The following is a 23,371-nucleotide window of genomic DNA, read 5'->3' as shown; positions in this document are numbered from 1 at the left end:
CAGTCGGCGCTGATCACGCGCACACGAGGATGCCGAGGAGGCCGGGGTCATGGCCGTGGACGAGTTGGACACCCGCATCCTGCGGCTGCTGCTGGAACAGCCGCGCACCAGCGTGCGGGAGTACGCCCGGCTCCTCGGCGTCGCGCGCGGCACCCTCCAGGCCCGCCTCGACCGGCTGGAGCGGGACGGCGTGATCACCGGCACGGGTCCGTCCCTCTCCCCCGCCGCGCTGGGCCACCCGGTGCTCGCGTTCGTGCACATCGAGGTCACCCAGGGCCATCTGGACGAGGTGGGCGAGGCGCTGGCCGCCGTACCGGAGATCGTCGAGGCGTTCTCCATCACCGGCGGCGGCGACCTTGTGACGCGGGTCGTGGCGCGTGACAACGAGCATCTGGAGGACGTGATCCAGAAGCTCATCAGCGTGCCCGGCGTGGTCCGCACCCGCACCGAGGTGGCACTGCGCGAACGGGTGCCGCACCGGCTGCTGCCGCTGGTGGAGTCGATCGGGCGCGCTGCCGCGAAGTAGCTCCCGGTCCGCAACTTTCAGTCTCGTCAGGACCGTTGACGCACCCCCGTCCCCCCTCTAGCGTCTGGTCGACCATCCGCACACCGTTCGCAATGTCGAACAAACGAGGGGGGCGACCCCCACGTGGACTGGAGGAGCAGCACATGGCACCGCCTCTCAGCAGACGGATCCTTCTCCAGAGCGCGATGCTCGCGGCGGCCGTCCCCGCACTCTCCGCCACGGCGGCCACCAGAGCCTCCGCGGCCGCCGTCCCGCCGTCGGCCGCCTGGTCCCTGCAGCCCTTCCCGCTCGAGGACGTCGCCCTCGGCCCCGGAGTCTTCGCCGCCAAGCGGCAGTTGATGCTCGACCACGCCCGTGGCTACGACGTGAACCGGCTGCTGCAGGTCTTCCGCGCCAACGCCGGCCGCTCCACGCTCGGCGCGGTCGCCCCCGGCGGCTGGGAGGGCCTGGACGGGGAGGCGAACGGCAACCTGCGCGGCCACTACACCGGGCACTTCCTCACCATGCTGTCCCAGGCGTACGCGAGCACCGGCGAGAAGGTGTTCGCGGACAAGATCCGCACGGCGATCGGCGCGCTGACGGAGGTGCGCGAGTCGCTGCGGCACGACCCCACCGTGCTGAGCGTCGACGGCAGGTTCGGTACGGCCGTGGAGAACGTGCGCGGCTCCTACCGGTACGTCGAGCTGCCGTCCGGCGTCCTCGGCGGCGCCGCGGAGGTCACCCTCGCCGCCTGGGTGAAGCCCACCCATGACGCCGGCTGGACCCGGATCTTCGACTTCGGCAACGACACCACCCGGTATCTCTACCTGGCCGCACGCAACGCGAGCGGCGTGCCCCGGTTCGCCGTCACCACCGGCGGTGCGGGCGGGGAGCAGGGGATCAACGGCACCGCCGCGCTGCCCCTGAACCAGTGGAGCCACCTCGCGGTGACGATCGCCGCGGGCACCGGAACCCTGTACGTCAACGGCACGGCCGTGGCCCGGAACACCGCCATGTCGCTCACCCCGGCCGCCCTCGGCACACTCGCCCACCACTGGCTCGGCCGGTCCCACTACGCGTCCGACCCCGTCTTCGCGGGCGCCTTCGGCGGCTTCGACGTATGGTCGCGGGCGCTGACCGCCGACGAGGTGACGCAGTTGCAGAGCGGCCGGACGGCCGGCGACCTCGCCTCCTACGCGTTCGACGAGACCTCGGCAAGCACGTTCGCGGACGCCTCCGGGCACGGCCTGACCGCCACCCTGCGCCGCACCTGGGGCGGGCCCAGCCATCCGGGCTTTCTCGCGGCCTACCCGGAGACCCAGTTCATCCAGCTGGAGTCGATGACCGGCAGCGACTACACCAAGGTGTGGGCGCCCTACTACACCGCCCACAAGATCCTCAGAGGGCTGCTGGACGCCTACCTCGCCACCGACGACGACCGCGCACTCGACCTGGCCTCCGGGATGTGCGACTGGATGTACTCCCGGCTGTCGAAGCTGCCCGAGGCCACGCTCCAGCGCATGTGGGGCATCTTCTCCAGCGGGGAGTTCGGCGGCATCGTCGAGGCGATCTGCGATCTGCACGCGCTGTCCGGCAAGGCCGAACACCTCGCGCTGGCCCGGCTGTTCGACCTCGACAAGCTCATCGACGCCTGCGCCGCGAACACCGACACGCTCGACGGGCTGCACGCCAACCAGCACATCCCGATCTTCACCGGCCTCGTGCGGCTGTACGACGCGACGGGCGAGACGCGCTACCTCACCGCCGCGAAGAACTTCTGGACCATGGTCGTCCCGCACCGCATGTACGGCATCGGCGGTACCAGCACGGGCGAGTTCTGGAAGGCGCGGGACGTCATCGCGGGGACGATCGGCGCGACGAACGCCGAGACGTGCTGCGCGTACAACCTGCTGAAGCTGAGCCGGACGCTGTTCTTCCACGAGCAGGACCCGGCCTACATGGACTACTACGAGCGGGCCCTGTACAACCAGGTCCTCGGCTCCAAGCAGGACACCGACGACGCGGAGAAGCCGCTGGTCACGTACTTCATCGGGCTCACCCCTGGTCATGTGCGCGACTACACACCCAAGCAGGGCACGACCTGCTGCGAGGGCACCGGCATGGAGAGTGCCACCAAGTACCAGGACTCGGTGTACTTCAAGGCCGCCGACGGCAGCGCGCTCTACGTCAACCTCTACAGTCCGTCCACGCTCACCTGGGCCGAGAAGGGCGTCACTCTCGCGCAGAGCACCGACTTCGCGCGCGAGCAGGGCAGCACGCTGACGGTGCGCGGGCGGACCGCTGCCTTCGCGTTGCGGCTGCGGGTGCCGTCCTGGGCCACGGCCGGGTTCCGGGTGACGGTCAACGGGCGGAAGGTCAACGGGACGCCGACGCCCGGCAGTTACTTCACGGTGTCCCGGACCTGGCGGGACGGGGACGTCGTCCGGGTGGCGATGCCGTTCCGGCTGCGCGTGGAGCGGGCGTTCGACGACCCGTCGCTGCAGACCTTGTTCTACGGCCCGTTCAACCTGGTGGCCCGCGACTCCGCCACGCAGTATCTGGAGTTCGGGCTCTACCGCAACGCGGCCCTCTCCGGGGACCTGCTGCCCTCCCTCACCCCGGTGAGCGGGAAGCCGCTGCACTTCACGCTCGACGGCACCGAGTTCGCCCCCTTCTTCGAGGGCACCGAGGATCCGACGCACGCGTATGTGCGCAGGACCGAGCCCCGGGTGGTGTTCGGGAACAGCGACTCGGGCGTGGCCAACCCGGCGAAGGCGGACGGGACGACCCTGCTCGACGAGGTGTGGGCCGCGGCGCCGTTCCGTGGGAAGGCGGCGCTGGTGACGCGGGTGCGGACCGTGGTGGACGCATGGATGGCCGCCGGGCTGCTCACGCAGGCCGACGGGGAGACGGTGGTGCGTACGGCACGCGGGGCGACCGTCGTGCCGTAGGACCGGCGGACCGGGGGTGTGAGGACCGGCGGGTCGCTACGACCGGCGGCGGGGCTTGCCGCCGCCGGTTCCACGCCGGCCGCCGCCGCTCTTCGTCCCCCCGCTCTTCGCACCGCCGCTCTTCGCACCGCCGCTCTTCGCACCGCCGCTCTTCACGCCCCCGGTTCGGCCGCCGACGCTCTTGCGGGGCGCGCCGCCGCCCGGCTGCGCCTTGCGCGGCTGCCGCTCCTTCGCCGGGGCGGCCTGCGGGGCACGGCCCCGGGTGCTGTTGACCGTGCGGCCGCGGACGATGCCGATGAAGTCCTCGACCAGGTCGGTGGTCGCCTCCTCCGGCCAGGAGAGCGCGACCTCCGACTGCGGGGCGTCGACGACCGTGCGGTAGGTGAGATCGCGCCGGTGGTGCAGGCGCGCCAGGGACTGGGGCACGACCAGGACGCCGATGTTCGCCGCGACCAGCTCGATCGCGTCCTCGGTGGTCGCGGGGCGCTCGAAGGCGGGCTCGCCGGGCGGCTGCTCCCAGCCGAGGACGTCGTCGAGGGGGTGCAGGACCACCTCGTCGGCGAGGTCGTCCAGGGTGATCTCCTCGGCCGCCGTGATCACGTGGTCCTTGGGGACCACGACCACGGTCGTCTCGGTGTAGAGGGGGATCGCGCTGAACACCGTACGGTCGACCGGGAGGCGCACGAAGGCCGCGTCGGCGGCGCCCTCGCGCAAGAGGTCGGAGGCCTCGGCGGGGGTCACCTGGAGAAGGGTGAGGGGCGTGTCGGGCAAGCGCTCCTGCCAGATCCGCGCCCACTTGGCGGGCGTCACTCCGGGGACGTACGCGAGCCGGAACGAGAGGGAATCCGCCGAGTCGGTCATCCCGCCAGGCTACCGGCTGTGGTCGGAGGTCTCGTCAACGGCCGATACCCTGGGAAGTATGAGTTCGCAGCAGAGCACCCAGACGATGAAGCCCGCCACCGCGGCGAAGAAGCTGGGTGTGTACCTCCCCGCCACGCCCGCCGAGTTCCAGGAGGGCGTCATCTCGCGCGCCGAGCTGAACGAGCTCCAGGCGAACCCGCCCGAGTGGCTGCGGACGCTGCGCGAGACCGGCCCGCACCCCCGTCCGGTGGTCGCGGCCAAGCTGGGCGTCTCCATCGCGGGCCTGGCCCGCGGCGGGGTGACCGAGGCGCTCACCACCGAGCAGATCGAGGCTCTCAAGGACGCCAGGCCACAGTGGCTGGAGAAGGAGCGCGCCACCCAGGCCGAGGTCCGCAAGGAGACCGTCCGCATCAAGAAGCGCGACGCGGAGCGCGACGAGTCCTGAGGCCCCCGGCGTCCTGACGCCCGCGAGTCGCCCTGGGGCCGTCGCTTTGACTACGATCTGGGCAGGTTCACCGACGTGGGTGTTTCGAGGTTGCTGGGGGTTGGGATGGTTGCTGGTCGTGTGGTGCGCTTCGACAGCCAGCGCGGTTACGGGTTCATCGCGCCCGACGACGGCGGGGAGGATGTATTCCTGCACGTCAACGACATGCTGATGCCCGAGTCGCAGGTGCGCCGGGGCATCGTGGTGGAGTTCGAGATCGAGGACGGCGAACGCGGTCCGAAGGCGTCCGGGGTGCGGCTCGCGCGGGGCGCGGACGGCAAGCCCCTCGCCGCCGACGACGACGTCCTGTGCGATGTGCTCAGCACGGAGGAGTTCACCCGGGACGTCACAGAGGCGCTGCTGACGTCGGCGCCCTCGCTCACCGGCGAGCAGATCGTCCAGGTGCGTGCCGGGCTGGCGCAGTTCGCGAAGAACCACGGCTGGGTCGAGGGCTGACCAGCCACCCGGCGCCCGACGCCGGGCCCGAGGCGGCCCGGGCCGGGCCGCCTCCTCCACCGCCGGTGCCTGTCCCCGGACCGGTTCCCGGGCGTCTCCCCGGGCGTCTTCCCGGCCCTGTCCCAGCCTCCGGACCGGCGCCGCAGAAAGGGCCGGACCCGGCCTGATCGGCTGTCGGACCCCGTTGTCAGTGGCCTGTTCTACAGTTCCCGTCACTTGATCACTGCGGGTGCGGGAGGCACACATGGGGTGGGTGTCGGCCGGCGACTACGAAGTCGCTCTCGACGACGGCAAGGTGGTGTGCCGCAACGCGGCCGGGCGACGACTGAAGTCCGTGCCGCCCAAGATCGCCGACGATCCGGCGGTGGTGGGCCTGCGTCAGCTCACCGAGTGGCTGGAGCGGCACGAACGCCAGTGCCTGGCCCACGTGGAGCGCTGGATGGTGCGCTCGCTGCCGGTGCCGCTCGCCGTCCTCGCGCGGGTGTGGCCCGACCCCGCCTGGCAGGCCGCCCTGCGCGACCTCGTGGTCACCGGCGCCGACGGCGAGGTGGCCGGATTCCTGCGGGACGCCGACCCCGAGCGCGGCCTCGGCCTGGTCGACCTCGACGGCGACACCGTCCGCATCGCCCCGGACCTCGTCCGCCTCCCGCACCCCGTGCTCCTCGAAGACCTGGAGGAGCTGCGGGAGTTCGCCGTGGAACTCGGCGTGGAGCAGCGCGCCCAGCAGCTCTTCCGCGAGGTGTGGCAGCGACCCGCCGCGCTCGACGCCGAGGGCACCGCCGTCGAGGAGTACGCCGGCGGAGTGTTCAAGGAGCAGCGGTTCCTGCACGGCCGGGTCACCCAGCTCGGCCACCGTGTGCGCGGCGGCCACGCCGTCACCTCCGTCCTGGAGGATGGCCGCACCGTCGAGGCCCGCGTGTGGGTCGGCGACTACGAGGGTTACGAGCAGGCGGAAACCGGCCCCCTGGTGTTCACCGACTCCGCCGGTCGGGTGCTGAAGCTCGGCCGGATCGGGCCGGTGGCCTGGTCGGAAGGCATGCGCATGGCCGCCGCGCTGTACGCCGGGCGGGACGTCGAGGACGAGGAGCGGGCGGCATGACGACCTACGACGAGACCACCGCGGCCACCCTGCTCGACGCGGGCGCGGTCCTGCCCCCGGGCAGCACGGCCCGCGAGGACGCCGACACGCTCACCGTCCGCACGTACAGTCATCCCGCGCTGGACGACCGGCGGATCGTGCGGCTGGTGCCGGGCACCCTGGGCGAGGCCGAGGACCTCGCGCTGGACTTCCTCGGACTGGCCCGGGAGACGGAGACCCCCGAGGTCGGTCAGGTGCGCCGGGAGACGCTCGGCTTCCCCGCCTGGGCGCTGGTCCACGACCCGGCGAACGGCCATCACGCGCTGGCGCTGGTCAAGGACGTCGAACGGCTCGCGCGGCAGGCCAAGTCCCGCCCCGGCAACGCCAAGGACGGCTTCGAGGAGCTCGGCACCCGGCTCGGCCGGGCCGTGCCGCACTTCCTGCCCACGTTCTACGAGCAGGCCGCCCGCGTCTTCCTCCAGCACGAGAACACGACGTACGCGTCCGCGTTCTTCGGCAAGGCCCGCGAGGCCGAGCGGGTGCACGCGCTGGCGGTGGACGAGGAGCGGCAGCGGGCCGTGTTCCTGGAGTTCGCCTTCGCCGGGGCGCTGACGGTCAAGGCGCTCAAGGAACACGTCAGGGCCCTCGCCACGCGGCTCGACCCGGCCGCGGCCTGGGCGCAGTTCCGGCAGCTGACCGTGGAGCGCTGCGCCGCCGGGATGCCGCCGTACGCCTCACTGCCGCAGGACGCGCGCGGGCTGATCAAGGCCGCAGGCCTCGACCGGGTCACCGAGGAGTGCGCCCTGGTCGCCGATCTGCTCGCGTCGCCCGCCGCGGTCCGGGCCCCCGCGTCCTTCTGGAACTCCTACCGGTCGACGCTGGCCGTCCTCGCGGAGCAGCGACCGGAGGTGCGGGAGCGGCTGTTGGAGATCATGCCGGCCGGCCTGGGCGGTTCCGTCGAGGACGACGAGTTCTGGCTGGCGCTGCTCACGGAGTGCGGTGCGGACCTGCTCCTCACCGGTGAGACGGCCTCCGAGGCGGACCCGGCGGACTGGCTGGGCCGGTGGGCCCTGCACCGCAAGCACGGCGGCAACGTCAGCGACCGTTCCCCGGCCACCCTCGCCCTCGTGGAGCGGATGGCGCCCCGGCTGCGGGAGCGGGGCCGTCCCGTCGACCTGTGCACGGGCCGCTGGCACGCCGGCGCCGACCTCGACCTGCTGGACCTGTGCGTGGCCGAGCGCGTGCCGCTGACGCTGCCCGGCCCCGACCAGGTCGTGTACCTCTCCCTGGACCGCTGGCTGCGCGAGCCCCGCCCCGGCCGGCGCGACCTGACGGCGACCGCCGCCGATCCGCGCTTCCGGCGCCTGCTGTACGCCGACATCGGCACCGTCAGCGGCTTCCGTCCCGCAAACGAGGTGCTGGAGGGCCTGGCCGCCCACCCCGTGCTCAGTGATGTGCTGCGCGAGTGGTTGGACGACGCGGCCGGGGAGCTGGCCTCGGCGGTCGGCCTGCCCGCCGCGCGGGCCGCGCTGGAACGGCTGCGCCCCTTCCGCGCGGTGGCCGCCCGGGTGAGCCCGGCGGCCGTCGCGAAGGTCGCCGCGCACGAGGTCGCGCCCCTGCTCGGGCACACCCTGCGCGCCGGGATCCTGGACGAACTGGGCTGGCCCGCGCTCGAGGAGGCGCTGCGCCGGATCGACGCCGAGACCAAGCCCGACCGCGACCAGGACAACCCGCTGACCGTCCAGGAGGCGTGGCCCGCGCTGATCGTCTCCCGCAAGCACAAGGTGCTCGTGGTCGGCCCGGAGGAGATCCTGCTGGAGCACGACCTGCGGCTGCCCGTGTCCCCGAGCCGCTGGCAGCTTCCGTCGTTCCGCTACACCGACGGCGAACTGCTGGTGATGTGGCGGGAGGACGGCAAGCAGTTCGGCTACTGGTCCGCCCGCCCCGCCGACGTGTTCCCGCTCACCGGCGACCAGATTCCCCACTACTGGTACGGCGGCAGCGAGGCGGGCACCCCTTCGATCCCGTTGCCCGACGGCGGCCGCGCCAACGGCGGGCGCACCCTGCACGCGGGCGACACCGTCCTGCCCGCCGGCCGCCGCGTCCTCGGCGACGGCACCTCGTACTGGCGTCAGGGCAGGCAGGGCCGGCTCCACGTGTGGCTGGAGTACGACCCGGCCACCGGCACGCACGGGCGCGCCTCACTGCCCGCGTTCCTGCAGTCCGGCATCCATGAGGACGCGACGCTGCTCCAGCAGCACTGCGAGCTGCTGCCGCTCCAACCGGGCTTGGCACAGAGCCCGTTCGGCACGGACGGCACGGTCCTCGGGCGCTGGGTGCGCACCCAGGGCGAGGGCGCCGAGGCACGGACGGTCGTCGGTACACCGGACGGCCGGACCGTCGCCCTGCCCTGGGCCGGGGGCCGGGCGCCTGGCGTGCCGCTCGGCTCGCTGCGGCTGCCCGGCGGGGCCGAGCCCGTCGCCGTCCGGCTCCACCGGCAGATCGCCCTGTACGCGTGCGACCACGCCTCCGCCGCCGGGGAACTGGGCCGGGTGACGCCGATGGAGCGTGGCAGCGAGTTCGCCGCCGGTACCCGGTTCGTCCCGCCGGTGGAGTTCTGGCACGCCCTTCGCCCGCGCGACGCGCGCGCGTCGGCCGTCCTGCGCGCGCTGACGGACGAGCAGGCGGCCGGCCTGCTGCGGACGGCGGCGCAGGCGCTGGATGAGCGCCAGGCGAAGTTGGCGGCGGCCAGGGCGGTCGACGGGACGGCGGAGAGCAAGGCCGTCGTCCCGGCCGCGGACGAGGTGATCCAGGAGATCGTCTCCCGCGCCCTGCCCGCGCTCGGCGACTCCAGGCTCGTCACGGGTGTCGCCGCGCTCGTGCGCGCGATGCTGCGGCTCACGGAGTCGACCGCCTCGTTCGTGGCGCCGCCGGTCGAGCGGCCGAAGGCGGAACGCGGCCGTGTCGACGGCATGTTCGCCGACTTCGAACCCGAGCACGGCGACGACGAGACACTGCGCGAGGCCACCACCGGCCTCGTCGAGGTGCAGGGCTGGTGGGGCAACGAGACGCGGTGGACCACGCTGCGGCAGATCCGCGCCGTCAACCACGTGCTGTCCGGGAAGCAGGCCGACGGCAAGCCTTTGGCCGAGGCCTCCCGGTCCGCCGGCGTCGCCGACGGCTGGCGCAGCGACGAGTTCACCGTTCCCGCCATCGGCCTGGTGTGGACACCCCTGCTGGACGTGCTGCGCCCGCTCGCGTACCGCGCTGCCGGCCCGACGGTGACCGACGCTCGACGCGAGGCGCTGCTCCTGCTGTTCGAGGCGATCACCGACGGGCCGCTGGCCGTACCGGCGGGCGCGCTGCGCGAGGTCGTGCTGAGCGAGCCGCACGAGAAGCAGGAGCGGGTCGGCCAGGTGCTCCGCCGCGACGGCCGTACCGTCGTCGTTCTGGGCTGCCAGCGCCTCGACCGGCAGGCCGAGCGGGTGGACTGGCTCGCCCTGGACCACGACCCGGCCGGCGTGTTCGGCGCGATCGCCCACTTCACGCTGGAGCGGGAGACCGCGCACCCGGCGGTGTTCCCCGCCGACGCGCTGGCCGCCGTCACCGGACTCGTCCGGGACAAGGGGCCGGCGCCCTGGCAGCCCGAGGCACCCGCCGCCCTCGCCGCCGCCTCGCGCGGCGGGCTGGGGCCCGTGCAGGCGGCGCTGCTGCTCGCGGCCAGGCCGAAACAGCTCACCGCCGAGGTGATCGCCGCGACCGGGCTGAAGCCTCGTCAGAAAGAGCTCGGCGACGCCCTGTTCGCGTCGGTCGGGCACGACGACCGGGCGGCGCTCGTCGGCGCGCTGCTGCCGCACCGCCCCGGGGACCTGTGGACGGCCGGTCCGGACATCGAGGCGGCGGGCCGCGTGTGGGCCGAGCGGCTCGGCGCGGTCGTCCGGCTGCCCGAGGACCTCGCCGGGGAGCTCTCCCTCGGCGGCCTGCCCACCGGCTCGGCCGAGGAGGTCCTCAACCCCGGGCTCACCCCGTGGATCAGCCGCACCACCGTCCAACGGCCGGACAAGGACGGCAACCTGGTCGCGGAGGACCCGCAGGCGCTGCCCGGCCGGTACGACCTGACGCGTGCCGTGGCCGCCCTGGCCGGGCTCGCCTACTCCCTGCCGTACGGGCACCCGCTGCGGGCCGTCCTGCCGGAGAGCCTGGCCGCGTTGCGCCGCCGCGTCGCCGACCCGGGGCTGCTGGTCGACCTGGACGTCGCGTGGACGGACAAGGGCTCCTCGACCGCCGTCGAGCTGCGCAAGGCGTACGGGCTGCCCGCAGCAGGGGGCGCCGGCGCGGACGGTCTGACACACGCGGGCGAGGCGCTGGTGCTACGCCCGTGGTACGGCGACCAGGAGACCGTCCTGGTCCGGCCGGGCGCGCTCGGCTCCCCCGACGATCCGGTGTTCGGGCTCCTCGAGGGGCTCGTGGGGCTCGGACGGGGCCATGGCGTGTGGGCGCTGCGGACGATCCTCGACGAGGAACTCGCCCGCGCGCTCGCGGCCGGAACCGACGCCGAGGGGCCCGCCGGGTACGCCCAGGACCCGACCTTCAGCGTGCCCGAACTGGTTGTCGAGGTCGCTGCGCAGCACGGCTTGAGCGAGGACGCGGCGGCGCTCTACCTCCAGTTGCTGGCCCTCCCGGACCCGACGGACCGCAACTGCGTGCGCTGGACCGGCTGGAAGCCCGCCCGGACGAAGAAGGCCCGCGTGGAACTCGCGGCGACCCGCCTGGTCGTCGAGGCCAGGCGGCCGCGTGCCGGGCGCACCCTCTTCCTGCCGGGCGGCTGGCTGGACCTGAAGTCTCCCGCGCTGCCGGTGGAGATCTGGAAGGAGAACCTCTACCCGGTGCGCGCCCATGCGCGCGCGGTGCCCCTCGCGCCGGTGCCGGAACTGTTCACGCGCGCGTGGGACCGCGTCCGCGCCGGTGACGCCCCGGCCTACGAGCAGCTCACCACTCGGACCACCCGTAAGGGCCGCCGATGACCGCCCTCCCGCCCCGCCTGGAAGAACGCGCGCCGATGACCACCACCGCCCCGTCCGACACCGCCCCCTACGCCGCCCCCGTCCGCCAGATCGTCCCGCCCGAGGACCGGTACGCCACCGAGCTGGCCTTCCTCGCCGCGTACGACGACGGGCCGCGCCCGCCCGCCTGGCGGCTCACCCCGCGTGCCGTCGTCACGTTCGTCATGGGCAGCGACGGCCGCGCCCTGAAGCTGCCCGACGGCGTCGACGCCCCCGACGGGGTGCCGCGCCGCTTGGCGGTGGAGGGCAAGTTCGTCGGCGACCGGGCGCTGGTGGAGCGGTGCGTGGTCACGCTGGCCGGGGAGCGCGGGCTGCTGCTCGTCGGCGAGCCCGGTACCGCCAAGTCGATGCTGTCGGAACTGCTGTCCACGGCCGTGTGCGGCACCAGCGGCCTGGTCGTGCAGGGCACGGCGGGCACGACCGAGGACCAGCTCAAGTACGGCTGGAACTACGCCCTGTTGCTCGCGCAGGGGCCGAGCCGGCAGGCGCTGGTGCCCTCGCCGGTGCTGACCGCCATGTCCCGGGGCGCCATCGCCCGGGTCGAGGAGGTCACCCGCTGTCTGCCCGAGGTGCAGGACTCGCTGGTCTCGCTGCTGTCGGAGCGGCGCATCGCCGTACCCGAACTGGCGGGCAGCGACGACGCGTTGGCGCATGCCGCGCCGGGCTTCAACCTGATCGCCACGGCCAACCTGCGCGACAAGGGTGTCTCGGAGATGTCCGCGGCCCTCAAGCGCCGCTTCAACTTCGAGACGGTCGGCCCGATTCCGGACCTCGACGCGGAGACCGCGCTGGTGCGCAGCCAGGCGCGGGCGTCGGTGGAGCGGGCCGGGGCGCCCTTCCAGGTCGACGACGCCGTGCTGGAGGCTCTGGTCACCGCCTTCCGCGATCTGCGGGAGGGCCGGTCGGCGGAGGGCTGGGAGGTGGAGCGGCCGTCCACGGTGATGAGCACCGCGGAGGCCGTGTCCGTCGCGGGCGCGCTGGCGCTCGCGGCGGCGTACTTCCCCGGGGACCGTGACGTGCTGGGCCTGCTGCCGGGTCATCTGCTCGGCGTCGTCCGCAAGGACGACCCCGCCGACGCGGCCCGGCTGCGCGGCTACTGGGACGGTCCCGTCCGTCGCCGCGCGGAACAGGGCTCGGCCACCTGGCGCACCCTGTGGGATCTGCGCACGGTCCTGGAGGGCTGACGGCGTGTCCCTCCACCCCACCGCACCGGGCGCCCCGGACGAGGCGCTCGCCGCTCTCACCGACCCGGCCGCGCCCTACCTCATCGGCGTACGGCACCACGCGCCCTCGCTGGCCGCCGCCGTGCCCGCGCTGCTGGATCAGGCGAATCCGGACGTGGTGCTCGTCGAGCTGCCGGCCGAGATGCAGGAGTGGCTGCCCTGGCTCGGGCACGGGGAGACCCGGGCCCCGGTGGCGCTCGCCGCGGCGCCCGGTGACAGCAGGGGCGGCGGTGACAGCAGGAGCGGCGGGGGCGCCGGGGGTCCGGCGTTCTACCCGTTCGCCGACTTCTCGCCCGAGCTGGCCGCGGTGCGCTGGGCCGCCCGGCGGGGTGTCCCGGTGATCGCCTGCGATCTGCCGCTCAGGGACCGGGCGTGGGCCGAGGGGCGCGACGGCGGCACGGTACAGGAGGGTGCGCGGGGACTCACCGACGCGCTCCGCGCCCGGCTCACCGGCCGCCCCGGCGACGATCTGTGGGACCGGCTGGTCGAGGCCACCGCTCCGGGCTCCCCGCCCGAGGCCCTGCGCCGGGCGGCCCTGCTGACGGGGTGGGCGCTGCGCGAGGACGCGGCCGCCTGCGGCGGGGTGCCCGAGCTGGATCTGCGGCGCGAGCGGTGGATGCGGTCCCGTATCACCGAGGCCACCGCCGACGGCGCCCGGGCCGCCGTGATCATCGGCGCTTTCCACGCCCCGGCGCTGACGGGGTCGGCCCTCGCCGGACGAGACACCGGCGCCGAACGAAGCATCGGCGCCGAGCGTCCCGGGCAGGAGCAGCCCGGGGCCTGCCACCCTGACGGTGACAAGTGGGCAGAGCCGTCCGGCTCGGCCCTGCCCGCGCAGGGCAGGGCTTTCGTCCCGGCCGGCGACGAGCCGCCGGATGCCTCCCTCCCGGTCGGCGGCGAGCGGGCCGAAGCCGGCGCCCCCGGGCGAGGCTCGTGGACCACCTCCCTGATCCCCTACTCCTATGCGCTCCTGGACGAGCGCTCCGGCTATCCGGCCGGGATCCGGGACCCGGAGTGGCAGGACCTGGTGTGGCGGGCGGCAGGGGATCCGGCCGCGTTGGAGGAGGCGCTGACGCGGGCGGCCGTGCGGGTCTGCGCGGAGTTGCGGGGGCTCGGGCATCCGTCCGGGCCCGCCGACGCGCGGGAGATCACCCGGCTGGCCTCGGATCTGGCCCGGCTGCGCGGGCTGCCCGCGGCGGGCCGGGGCGAGTTGGCCGAGGCCGTGCAGACGGTCCTCGCGCAGGGCGAGCCGTACGGGCGGGGGCGGGCCGTGGCGCGGGCGATGGAGCGGGTGCTCGTCGGCACGCGTACCGGCCGGCCCGCGCCGGACGCGCCGCGCAGTGGTCTCGCCCCGGCGGTCGAGGACGAGGTGGCGGGGCTGCGCCTGCCCGGGCCGGAGAGCTCCTTGGGCCCGGCCCGGGAGCTGCGGCTCGACCCGCTGCGCTCGGATCTCGACCGGCGTCGTGAGCTGCTGTTGCGGCGCCTCACGGTGTGCGGGGTGCCGTACGGGGAGGCGAAGGAGGTCGTCGGCGCGGGCGGCGCAGAGACCCTCACCTCACGTTGGGAGGTGCGCTGGACGCCGGCGACGGCGGCCATGCTGACCGCGGCCGGCGTGCGCGGGGTCACCGCCGCCCAGGCCGCCGAGGGCGTGCTGCGTGAACGGCGGCGCACGGAGCGGGACGAGGGCGGTTCGACGGCCGCCCAGGTGCTGCAAGGGCTGACGGAAGCCGCGGAGTGCGGGCTGCCGCTGCTCGCCGACGAGCGGCTCGACGACGTCGCCGAGGTGCTGCCGCACTCCGGCACGCTGCCCGAACTCCTCGCCGCTCTGGCCTTGTTGGACCGGCTGCGGGTCGGTCACGTGCCGGGGCTCGGCGCCGGCGAGGACCGTACGGCGCGTGCGGCCGGTGTCGCCGAGCTGCTCACCGCGGCGGCGGTGCGGCAGGTGGACGGCCTGACCGGCTCCGAGGACCCCGCCGACGCCCACGCCCTGCTCGAACTCGCCCACCGCGCCGACCTGTTGGGCGGAATCCGGCTCACCGACGCCCTCGCCCGACTGGCCGCCGCCGGCGCTCCGCTGATGCGCGGTGCCGCCGGAGCCGTCCGGGTGCTGCTCGGGCAGGAGGACGCCCGGGCCTTCGGCGACCGTGTCGCCTCCTGGGTCGACGCAGCCGTCGACCCCGACGCGCGGTCGGCCCTGACGGCCCGCCTGAGCGGGCTGCTCACCGCCGCGGGCCCGCTGCTGGAAGCCGCCGCGCCCGCGCTGGAGCCCCTGCTCGAGCGGATCTCCGAGCTCCCCGACAGAGAGTTCCTCGACCGGCTTCCCGCGCTGCGGGGCGGGTTCGACACACTGAGCCCCGCCGCCCGCGACCGTCTCCTCGCGGCCGTCGAGGAACGCCTCGACACCAGGTACGTGGCCGACACCGACGGCGTCGACCCGGCCGCGCTCGCCGCCTGGACCGGAGCTGACCTCACGGCCCGCGCCGCCCTGCGGTCGCTGGGGCTGCTGCCCTCGCCATGCGGCGACGCACAGCCGCCGATCCCCGAGGCCGTCACCCCCACAACCGCCCCCCACACCGTCGTGGGCTCCGTCGAGGAGGATCGCCGCCTCGCTCCCGCCGACCGCTGGCGGCTCGTCCTGGGTCGCCGCAGCGACCGGCTCCCTTCGTCCGCCCGCAAGTTGGCGACGGCGCTGGACGAGCTGTACGGCAGCGGGCGCGGCGAGGGCAGCCGTGGGGACCTGACGGGGCCGGGGTCCGGCGGCGGCCGGGACGTGCCGTATCCAGGGGTGCGGGAGTGGTCGGAAGAACTGGCGGCGCTGTTCGGGCCGGGCATCCGCGAGGAGGTGCTGGCGGCGGCCGCCGCGTCGGGCCGCAACGACGTGCTCATGGAGCTGGACGAGGACAGCGTGCGCCCCTCGGTCGATCTGCTGCGCACGGTGCTGCGGCACGCGGGCGGGCTGCCCGAGGCCCGGCTGGCCGCGCTGCGTCCGCTCGTCCGGCGCCTGGTCGACTCGCTGACCCGGCAGCTCGCCACCCGGCTGCGGCCCGCTCTGCACGGCACGACGCTGCCGCGCCCCAGCCGGCGTCCGGGTGGCGGTCTCGATCTGCCCCGTACGCTGCGCGCCAACCTGGCGACCGCCCGGCGCGGCCCCGACGGCACGGTGCACGTCATCCCCGAGCGCCCGGTGTTCCGGACGCGGGCGCGACGGGCCGCCGACTGGCGGCTGATCCTCGTGACGGACGTGTCGGGGTCCATGGAGGCGTCCACGGTGTGGGCCGCGCTCACGGCCTCGGTGCTGGCCGGGGTGCCGACGCTGTCCACGCACTTCCTGGCGTTCTCCACCGAGGTCATCGACCTCACCGGCCAGGTCGACGACCCCTTGTCGCTGCTGCTGGAGGTCAGCGTCGGCGGCGGCACGCACATCGCGGCAGGGCTGCGGCACGCGCGTGAGCTGGTCACCGTGCCGTCGCGGACCCTCGTCGTGGTCGTGAGCGACTTCGAGGAGGGCTACCCGCTCGGCGGGCTGCTCGCCGAGGTGCGCGCGCTGGTCGGGGCGGGCTGTCACGTCCTGGGCTGCGCGAGCCTCGACGACACCGGCCGGCCCCGCTACTCCACGGGCGTCGCCGGTCAGCTCGTCGCCGCGGGGATGCCCGTCGCCGCCCTCAGTCCGCTCGAACTCGCCCGCTGGGTAGGGGAGAAGATCGCATGAGCACGGGTCAGGACCTGCCTCCGGTCGCGCCGTCCGTCACCGCCGAACTCGTCGAGGCGCTCTCGCCCCGGCTGCGCAAGCGGTTGGACGCGGGCATCGCCAAGCTGGCGGCTCGTCCGGTTGTCCGCGAGGGCGACATCGTACGGATCGCCCTCGACGACGACACCGACCTCGAACTGCACGCGCCGGGCGGCTCGGTGGCCGACGCGGACGCGATCCGCTGTGGCTGTCTGCTCGCCCCCGACTGTCTGCACCGCGCGGCGGTGGCCTCGGCCGCGCCGGTCGCCGACCCCACGCCCGACACGGCACCCACATCCTCACCGGAAGCGCAGCCGGAAGCGAAGAAGAAGACAGAGGCGGAGGCGGAGGCGCAGGAGAAGGCGGAGGCGCAGGAAGAGGCGGCGACGCAGGGCTCGAAGCCGGAGCCGGAGTCGGAAGCCGCCGGCCCGGCCCAGCTCGCCGCCGCACGGGCCGTGTACGACGCGTCGGCCGCCGTCCTGGAAGCCGGTACGGACGGGTCCGGCGCCGTGCTCCAGGCGGAGCTCCTGCGCGCCGCGCACACCGCCCGGCTCGCGGGACTCCCCCGTGCCGCCGCCTCGGCGGTCTCCGTGGTCACCGGGATACGCGCGGCCCGCTCCGCGGATCCCGGGTACCGGCGATCCGACCTCGTGGAGGCCCTGCGCACCGTCCTCGGCGTGGCCCACCGGCTGCCCTTCGCGAGCGGCCCGGGCCTGGCCGAACTGCGCGGCACCGTACGGCAGCCATACACCCCGGACGGCTCGCTGCGCCTGTACGGCGTCTTCTCCGAGCCGGTGTCGACGGCGACCGGGTACGCGGGCACGGTCACCTGGACCGCCGACGCCGGGGGCCGCCTCTACACGGTGTCCGACGTGGCTCCGGGCGGACCGAGCCGGGCGACCGGCGCCGCCGACCGTGCCGTCCGGATCGGGGACACCGCCCTGACCCACCGTGAGCTGTCGCGGGCGGGGCTCGCGGTCTCCGGGGCGACCGTCTCGCCGACGGGGCGGCTCGGCGCGGGCGCGGGGGTACGGGCGGTGCGCGCGTCCGGCGTCGCCTGGGACGCAGAGCCGCTGAAGCGGCTGTGGGCGGTGCCCGTCGCCGAGCAGGTCGCGCACGCTCTGAGCGACGGCCATGGCCTGCTCTTCCTCGACGTCACCCTGGCGGGCACGGTCCGCGAGGCGGCCGGCGACTGTCTGCTGGCCGACTGCGACGGCCTCCCCGTCCGGCTGGCCGCGGCCCACGAGGATCCGGCGCTGCCGTACCGCGACAACCTCCGTCTGCTGGCCGCCGCCCGGGGCAGCCGACTGCGGATCGTGGCGCGGCTCGTGCCGGGTCCGGTCCCGCGCGCGCTGCTGCTCGCCGCGGAACATCCCGCCCGGCCGGACGCCCGGGTGGACCTGGGCCTTGACCGCCTCCAACACGCGGACCTGCCCACGTCCAGGGCGGCCTCCGCCCCCGCCCCCGCTCCGGTGGTGGACGAGGCGCCGCTGCATCTCCTGCGCCGCCGTGTGCACCAGGCGGTCTCCGGCGGCCGTCGGGTGCTTGCGTTCCCGGACAGCGGGGCGGGCGACGGCGGGCGACTGCGGCGCGTCGGTCTCGCCACCGCGGGCGACCTCCTCGACGAGCTGCGGGCCGCCGCCGCGGACCGCTCCCGGGACGCCTTCGGCCGGCTGCTCCCCGCCGACACCGGCCGCTTCGCCCACGCCTGGCTGGCCGCGGCCGTCTACACCGCCGAGGTCGAACGGACACTGTGCGCGGCGGCCTGGGGTGCGGGGACGAAGGCGGTGCCGGCGGTGCTGTGAGGACGCAGGCCGATGCCCGCCCCTTTAGGTCACCCCTTTAGGTCAGGATCTGACCTCTATGGCTTCTAACGTGGTCCTCGACCGCGGAACAGCCTTCACGGCAGTAACGGAAGAAGAGGACCATGAGCGACTCCACCCCCCTCGCCCAGACCGTCACCGGCGAGCGCGCCGACCTGCTGGAGGCGCTCGCCAAGCAGCGGCACTTCCTGCGCTTCACGACCCGCGACCTCACCGACGAGCAGCTCGGGCAGCGGACCACGGCCAGCGAGCTGTGTCTCGGTGGCCTGATCAAACACGTCACGTCGGTCGAACGGTCTTGGGCGGCGTTCATCCTGGAGGGCCCGTCGGCGATGCCCGACTTCACCAGCATGACCCAGGAGGACTTCGCCAAGCGGGCCGACGAGTTCCGTATGCTCCCGGGCGAGACGCTGGCAGGAGTGTTGAAGGACTACGACGAGGTGGCGCACCGTACCGACGAGCTGGTCGCGACCCTGCCCGACCTCGACGCGGACCACCCCCTGCCGTCGGCCCCGTGGTTCGAGCCGGGCCTGCGCTGGTCGGCCCGCCGGGTGCTGCTGCACATCGTCGCCGAGACCGCGCAGCACGCCGGTCACGCCGACATCATCCGTGAGTCGCTGGACGGGTCGAAGAGCATGGGCTGACCTCAGCCGCTCTCGAAGACCTCCGCGACCTCCAGGACGTGGGTCTGCCAGGGCTCCAGGGCGACGAACAGGCCGGGGTCGGCCAGTTCGTCGCCGTCGCGGTCGTACGACTGTGAGGTGAGAAGGTCGGTCAGGCGGTGCGGGCGCCCGCGCAGGTCGTCCCAGGGCAGGGGCAGCCGGGCCTGGGACGGCTGGTCGGAGTCATTGACGACGACCAGGTGGCGGGCGTCGCCGTCCGTCCAGGTCCAGGCCAGCAGGTTGCGGCGGGTGTCGTTGTCCGGCCAGCCCGTCGGGGCGAGCGGCCGCCATGCGCCCCGTCGGACGGCGGCCGCGGCCGGCAGGAGTCGGCGGTGGAAGTCGCGCAGCGGCTCGTCGACGGGCTCCCGCGGTCTGCGGGCGAGGAACACCGGTGGACGCACCCGGCGTCCCTCGAACTGGCCCTCGTGCCAGAGGGTCGCGCCGGGGAGGGTGGCGACGGCGACGGCTGCCGCCCGTCCCCGCGCGCCGGGCAGGGTGGCGGCGGCCCGTGGCTCGTCATGGTTCTCCAGGAAGCGGACCAGGCGTCGCTGGTAGGCGAGGTCGGCGCCGAGATGGGCGCGGACGGAGTCGGCGTCCTCGTGCAGGAGGCGGTCGCGCAGCCGCTTGTCGTAGCAGTGGTCGAAGCCCTGCTGCTGAAGGGCCCATTCCAGGTCCCAGTAGGCCTCCGCGACGAGGAGGAGATCCGGGTGGCGCTCGCGGACACGCGGGACGACGTACGGCCAGAAGTCCTCGGTGGGAGCCGGTCCCGCCCGGTCACCCCAGGTCTTCGCGAAGACGTCGTTCATCAGCAGCATCGCCATGTCGCAGCGCACGCCGTCCGCCTGGTCGCCGATCGCCACCAGGGTGTCCACGGTCGCCGCGCGCAGGCGTTCGCTGAAGGCGTTCAGCTGGACGACGTCCGGCCAGGGCGGGAAGAACGGGTCGCGGCCCCGGGCGTAGACCCGGCCGGCAGCCTCGATGTACTCGCCGGGGGCTCGGGCCAGGTCGTCCGCGGTGCCCTGGATCAGGCGGTCGGGGTGCGCGGTGAGCCAGGGGTGGTCGGGGGCGACGTGGTTGGGGACGAAGTCGAGGATCAACCGCAGTCCACGGGCGGCGAGTTGGGCCCGGGCCGCAGCCAGTGCGGCCGGTCCGCCGAGCGAGGCGTCGACGACGTAGTCCCGTACGCAGTACGGGGATCCGGCAATGTCCGCCTCGGTGAGGTCGGGCAGGGCCTCGCGCAGCGACGCCAGCAGGGCCTCGTCGCGCAGCGCGATCCGCAGACCGGCCGGGCTGCGCTCCCAGACGCCCATCAGCCAGACGGTGTCGACACCGGGCAGCGCGACCTCGTCCCAGGCCTCCCCCGGCACGTCGCCCAGAGTGACGCGGCGCCCGTATCGCGCGCTCAACTCGCCCAGCCAGACAAGGGTGTTGATCTCATAGAGCACCGTCATGACAGGGGCTCCGCACGGTCGCCGTCGCTCTTCGGGCGCAGGGACTCCCGGCCGCCGCGATGCCACTCGTCGGCGGTGAGGGTGTGGAACAGCGTCGTGGTGGCCGCGACCAGGCCGGTCCAGCCGGTCTGGTGGGAGGCGCCGAGGCCCGCGCCGTTGTCGCCGTGGAAGTACTCGTAGAACAGGATCAGGTCCTTCCAGTGCGGGTCCTTGGCGAACTGGGGCTGTGCGCCGTGCACGGGGCGGTGGCCTTCGCCGTCCGGCAGGAAGGTCGAGGTGAGCCGGTCGGAGATCTCCCGGGCGACCTCGTAGAGGTTCATCAGCCGTCCGGAGCCGGTCGGACACTCCACGCGGAAGTCGGGGCCGTGGTAGCCGTGCAGGTTGAGCAGCGCGCGGATCAGGAGCAGGTTGATCGGGAACCACACCGGGCCGCGCCAGTTGGAGTTGCCGCCGAACATCCCCGAGTCGGACTCGGCCGGCAGATAGCCGACGCCGTACGTCTGGCCGTGCACGTCGAAGGTGTACGGGTGGTCGGCGTGGTGGCGGGAGAGGGAGCGGATGCCGTGCGGGCCGAGGAACTCGGCCTCGTCGAGCATGCGGGCCAGGATGCGGCGCAGCCGGTCCTCGCCGAACAGGGCGAACAGATAGCGGCCGTCGGCGCCCGGCTCGGCGGTCATCTGCCGGGAGACGAAGGCCTCGACGGCCGGGTGCCGCTTGATGAACTCCTGGGCTCCCTGGACCAGTTCGGGAAAGCGCTGGTCCGCCCGGCCGCCGATGACGCTGGTCGCCGCCAGTGGGATCAAGCCGACCAGCGAGCGCACCTTCAGCGGGGTGGCGGTGCCGTCGGGCAGGCGCAGGACGTCGTAGAAGAAGCCGTCCTCCTCGTCCCAGAGGCTGGCGTTGTCCTTGCCGACGCGGTTCATGGCGACGGCGATCCACGCGAAGTGCTCGAAGAGCATCTGCGCCTGTTCGACGTAGACGGGGTTGTCGACGGCGAGTTCGATGGCGATGTCGAGGAGGTTCTGGCAGTACAGGGCCATCCAGGCGGTGCCGTCGGCCTGGTCGAGGTGGCCGCCGGTGGGCAGCGGGGCGCTGCGGTCGAAGACGCCGATGTTGTCGAGGCCGAGGAAGCCGCCCTGGAAGACGTTGTTGCCGTCGACGTCCTTGCGGTTGAGCCACCAGGTGAAGTTCTTCATCAGCTTGTGGTAGGCGTTCTCGAGGAAGGCGCGGTCGGCGCGTCCGGTGCGATGCTTCTCCAGTTCGTGGACGAAGAGGGTGGCCCAGGCGTGCACGGGCGGGTTGACGTCGCCGAAGTTCCATTCGTACGCGGGGATCTGGCCGTTGGGGTGCAGGTAGAGGCGGTGCAGCAGCAGCTCGAGCTGGCTCTTGGCGAAGCCGATGTCGACCATGGCCAGGGCCAGGGTGTGGAAGGCGAGGTCCCAGGCCGCGAACCACGGGTACTCCCAGGTGTCCGGCATCGACATGATCTCGTCGTTGACCATGTGGTACCAGGCGCTGTTGCGGATCCGGGGGTCGGCGGCGAGCGGGTCGACGCCGTGCTCGGCGAGCCAGCGCTCGACGTTCAGGTAGTAGTACTGCTTGCTCCACAGCATGCCGGCCAACGCCTGCCGGACCAGGTGTCGTTCGTCCTCGCCCATGCCGTCCGGGGTGATGCCGTCGTAGAAGGCGTCGGCCTCGGTGCGGCGCAGATCCATGGTGGCGTCGAACTCCCGCCAGGGGTCGGCCGGTTCGGCGTCGGTCAGGCGTAGCCGGAGGGTGGCGCTGCCGCCACCGGGGACGGTGAGGACGTGGTGGACGGCCGCCTTGGTGCCAGTGCGTGAAGGGTCGACGGCGCCGGTCTCGCCGTGGACGACGTAGCGGCCGATGCCGTCCTTGACGTAGGGCGTGGCGTTCGAACTGCCGAAGATCCGCTCGTTGTTGGTTTCGTTGCCGGTGAACAGGACCTCCGCCGTGCCGTCGTGGTACAGCCGGCGGGGGCCGAGTTCGGGATGGTCGGCGCGGACGACGCCGTCCATGGCACGCAGGCAGGGCACGGCGTCGCCGCCCGCCCAGGACCAGGTGTGTCGGAACCAGAGGGTCGGCAGGAGGTGGAGGGTGGCCTCGTCGGGGCCACGGTTGTGCGCCGTGATCTCGACCAGCAGGTCCTCCGGCGCGGCCTTCGCGTACTCGACGAACACGTCGAAGTAGCGGTTCTCGTCGAAGACGCCGGTGTCGAGAAGCTCGTACTCGACGTCTCGGCGGCCGCGGGCCCGGTTGGTGTCGACGAGGTCGGCGTAGGGGAACTCGCCCTGCGGATACTTGTAGAGGTACTTCATGTACGAGTGCGTGGGCGTGTTGTCGAGGTGGAAGTAGTACTCCTTGACGTCCTCGCCGTGGTTGCCCTCGGCGTTGGTCAGCCCGAACATCCGTTCCTTGAGGATCGGGTCGCGGCCGTTCCACAGGGCAAGCGCGAAGCACAGCCGCTGTTTGTCGTCGCTGACACCGGCGATGCCGTCCTCGCCCCAGCGGTAGGCGCGCGAGCGGGCCTGGTCGTGGGTGAAGTACGACCAGGCGTCGCCGTCGGCGCTGTAGTCCTCCCGGACCGTCCCCCACTGCCGCTCGCTCAGGTACGGCCCCCACCTCCGCCAGGGCGCCACACCTTCGTCGGCCTCCGCCAGCCGTCTCCGCTCGGCATCCGCCGCACCGTCGCCGTCCGTCATCGCCCGTCCTCCTCGCCACCGCCCGTGCGCTACGTCCACCCTGGGGCGCAGGGCACCGGGCCGCAATGACCCGTCGGTGCCGCGGACCCCACTTACGCCGAACGGCTGACCCGCGATCAACGCCTGCACGACGCGTCGCCCTCAGCGGGCGGGATGGCGGACCCGTGTCGACCGCCTCGTAGCCGATCCTGTCCGGAAACCGGTTCACCTGCTCCTTCGCCGCGGCGTCGTAGGCGGCGACGGCCAGGGCGCCGCGGTGGGCGGCCCGCGCAGGCCGGGCGAGCAGGAAGAGCCGGCGGAGGTCGAGGTTGCTGAACGTCTTGACCAACCACGACTCCCGGCCAGGCACCGCTGCACGAGGGCGCCG

13 protein-coding genes are annotated in these 23,371 nt (G+C 73.8%); 10 read left to right on the top strand and 3 right to left on the bottom strand.

Going from position 1 to position 23,371, the window contains the following annotated elements; all coding sequences use genetic code 11:
* Window positions 1-49 precede the first annotated feature (49 nt).
* Together B5557_RS40255 and B5557_RS40250 are read left to right on the top strand one after the other, a co-directional pair.
* Window positions 50-526, top strand: coding sequence for an Lrp/AsnC family transcriptional regulator (locus tag B5557_RS40255; RefSeq protein ID WP_079664128.1), 477 nt, complete (start codon window positions 50-52; stop codon window positions 524-526).
* A 143-nt stretch (window positions 527-669) separates the two neighbouring features.
* Complete coding sequence (locus B5557_RS40250) at window positions 670-3,456, top strand: beta-L-arabinofuranosidase domain-containing protein (RefSeq protein WP_079664127.1); 2,787 nt, start codon at window positions 670-672, stop codon at window positions 3,454-3,456.
* A gap of 36 nt (window positions 3,457-3,492) precedes the next feature.
* Here B5557_RS40250 and B5557_RS40245 read toward each other — a convergent pair whose 3' ends face one another.
* On the bottom strand, window positions 3,493-4,317 hold the full coding sequence (locus B5557_RS40245) for a LysR family substrate-binding domain-containing protein (protein ID WP_079664126.1): 825 nt from the start codon (window positions 4,315-4,317) through the stop codon (window positions 3,493-3,495).
* Window positions 4,318-4,375: 58 nt separating this feature from the next.
* On the opposite strand from B5557_RS40245, the gene B5557_RS40240 reads away from it, so the two are divergent.
* The 8 genes from B5557_RS40240 (at window position 4,376) to B5557_RS40205 (ending at window position 18,815) form a co-directional block, all read left to right on the top strand.
* The gene (locus B5557_RS40240) at window positions 4,376-4,762 is read left to right on the top strand and encodes a DUF5997 family protein (RefSeq protein ID WP_079664125.1); all 387 of its coding nucleotides are present in this window, start codon (window positions 4,376-4,378) and stop codon (window positions 4,760-4,762) included.
* 105 nt (window positions 4,763-4,867) lie between these two features.
* Complete coding sequence (locus B5557_RS40235) at window positions 4,868-5,257, top strand: cold-shock protein (protein WP_079664124.1); 390 nt, start codon at window positions 4,868-4,870, stop codon at window positions 5,255-5,257.
* 244 nt (window positions 5,258-5,501) lie between these two features.
* A complete protein-coding gene (locus B5557_RS40230) occupies window positions 5,502-6,356 on the top strand; it encodes a DUF4132 domain-containing protein (protein ID WP_079664123.1) in 855 nt (284 codons plus the stop codon).
* Window positions 6,353-11,359 (top strand): hypothetical protein, encoded by a 5,007-nt coding sequence (locus B5557_RS40225; protein ID WP_079664122.1) that lies wholly within the window; start codon window positions 6,353-6,355, stop codon window positions 11,357-11,359. The genes B5557_RS40230 and B5557_RS40225 overlap by 4 nt, the downstream gene beginning before the upstream one ends.
* A gap of 35 nt (window positions 11,360-11,394) precedes the next feature.
* Complete coding sequence (locus tag B5557_RS40220; RefSeq protein WP_079664121.1) at window positions 11,395-12,582, top strand: ATP-binding protein; 1,188 nt, start codon at window positions 11,395-11,397, stop codon at window positions 12,580-12,582.
* Between the two features lie 4 nt (window positions 12,583-12,586).
* Window positions 12,587-16,330 (top strand): vWA domain-containing protein, encoded by a 3,744-nt coding sequence (locus B5557_RS40215; RefSeq protein ID WP_162499673.1) that lies wholly within the window; start codon window positions 12,587-12,589, stop codon window positions 16,328-16,330.
* On the top strand, window positions 16,327-18,153 hold the full coding sequence (locus tag B5557_RS40210; protein ID WP_079664120.1) for a hypothetical protein: 1,827 nt from the start codon (window positions 16,327-16,329) through the stop codon (window positions 18,151-18,153). The genes B5557_RS40215 and B5557_RS40210 overlap by 4 nt, the downstream gene beginning before the upstream one ends.
* Before the next feature lie 122 nt (window positions 18,154-18,275).
* Window positions 18,276-18,815, top strand: a complete 540-nt coding sequence (locus B5557_RS40205; RefSeq protein WP_079664119.1) for a DinB family protein — start codon at window positions 18,276-18,278, stop codon at window positions 18,813-18,815.
* 2 nt (window positions 18,816-18,817) lie between these two features.
* Here the strand turns inward: B5557_RS40205 and B5557_RS40200 are convergent, their stop codons facing one another.
* Both B5557_RS40200 and B5557_RS40195 read right to left on the bottom strand, forming a co-directional pair.
* Complete coding sequence (locus B5557_RS40200; RefSeq protein WP_079664118.1) at window positions 18,818-20,284, bottom strand: alpha-amylase family glycosyl hydrolase; 1,467 nt, start codon at window positions 20,282-20,284, stop codon at window positions 18,818-18,820.
* Entirely contained in the window at window positions 20,281-23,004 is a 2,724-nt protein-coding gene (locus B5557_RS40195; RefSeq protein WP_079664117.1) for an MGH1-like glycoside hydrolase domain-containing protein, read from the bottom strand. The genes B5557_RS40200 and B5557_RS40195 overlap by 4 nt, the downstream gene beginning before the upstream one ends.
* Between the last annotated feature and the right edge of the window lie 367 nt (window positions 23,005-23,371).

The organism is Streptomyces sp. 3214.6, from assembly GCF_900129855.1.
In the GTDB taxonomy this organism is placed as follows: Bacteria; Actinomycetota; Actinomycetes; order Streptomycetales; family Streptomycetaceae; genus Streptomyces; species Streptomyces soliscabiei.
This window is presented reverse-complemented; position numbering and strand designations above follow the sequence as displayed.

Excerpts from the sequence above, each read along its gene's own strand:
- B5557_RS40255 (WP_079664128.1), top strand. The coding sequence starts at position 50 with ATGGCCGTGGACGAGTTGGACACCCGCATCCTGCGGCTGCTGCTGGAA.
- B5557_RS40250 (WP_079664127.1), top strand. The coding sequence starts at position 670 with ATGGCACCGCCTCTCAGCAGACGGATCCTTCTCCAGAGCGCGATGCTC.
- B5557_RS40245 (WP_079664126.1), bottom strand. The coding sequence starts at position 4,317 with ATGACCGACTCGGCGGATTCCCTCTCGTTCCGGCTCGCGTACGTCCCC.
- B5557_RS40240 (WP_079664125.1), top strand. The coding sequence starts at position 4,376 with ATGAGTTCGCAGCAGAGCACCCAGACGATGAAGCCCGCCACCGCGGCG.
- B5557_RS40235 (WP_079664124.1), top strand. The coding sequence starts at position 4,868 with ATGGTTGCTGGTCGTGTGGTGCGCTTCGACAGCCAGCGCGGTTACGGG.
- B5557_RS40230 (WP_079664123.1), top strand. The coding sequence starts at position 5,502 with ATGGGGTGGGTGTCGGCCGGCGACTACGAAGTCGCTCTCGACGACGGC.
- B5557_RS40225 (WP_079664122.1), top strand. The coding sequence starts at position 6,353 with ATGACGACCTACGACGAGACCACCGCGGCCACCCTGCTCGACGCGGGC.
- B5557_RS40220 (WP_079664121.1), top strand. The coding sequence starts at position 11,395 with ATGACCACCACCGCCCCGTCCGACACCGCCCCCTACGCCGCCCCCGTC.
- B5557_RS40210 (WP_079664120.1), top strand. The coding sequence starts at position 16,327 with ATGAGCACGGGTCAGGACCTGCCTCCGGTCGCGCCGTCCGTCACCGCC.
- B5557_RS40205 (WP_079664119.1), top strand. The coding sequence starts at position 18,276 with ATGAGCGACTCCACCCCCCTCGCCCAGACCGTCACCGGCGAGCGCGCC.
- B5557_RS40200 (WP_079664118.1), bottom strand. The coding sequence starts at position 20,284 with ATGACGGTGCTCTATGAGATCAACACCCTTGTCTGGCTGGGCGAGTTG.
- B5557_RS40195 (WP_079664117.1), bottom strand. The coding sequence starts at position 23,004 with ATGACGGACGGCGACGGTGCGGCGGATGCCGAGCGGAGACGGCTGGCG.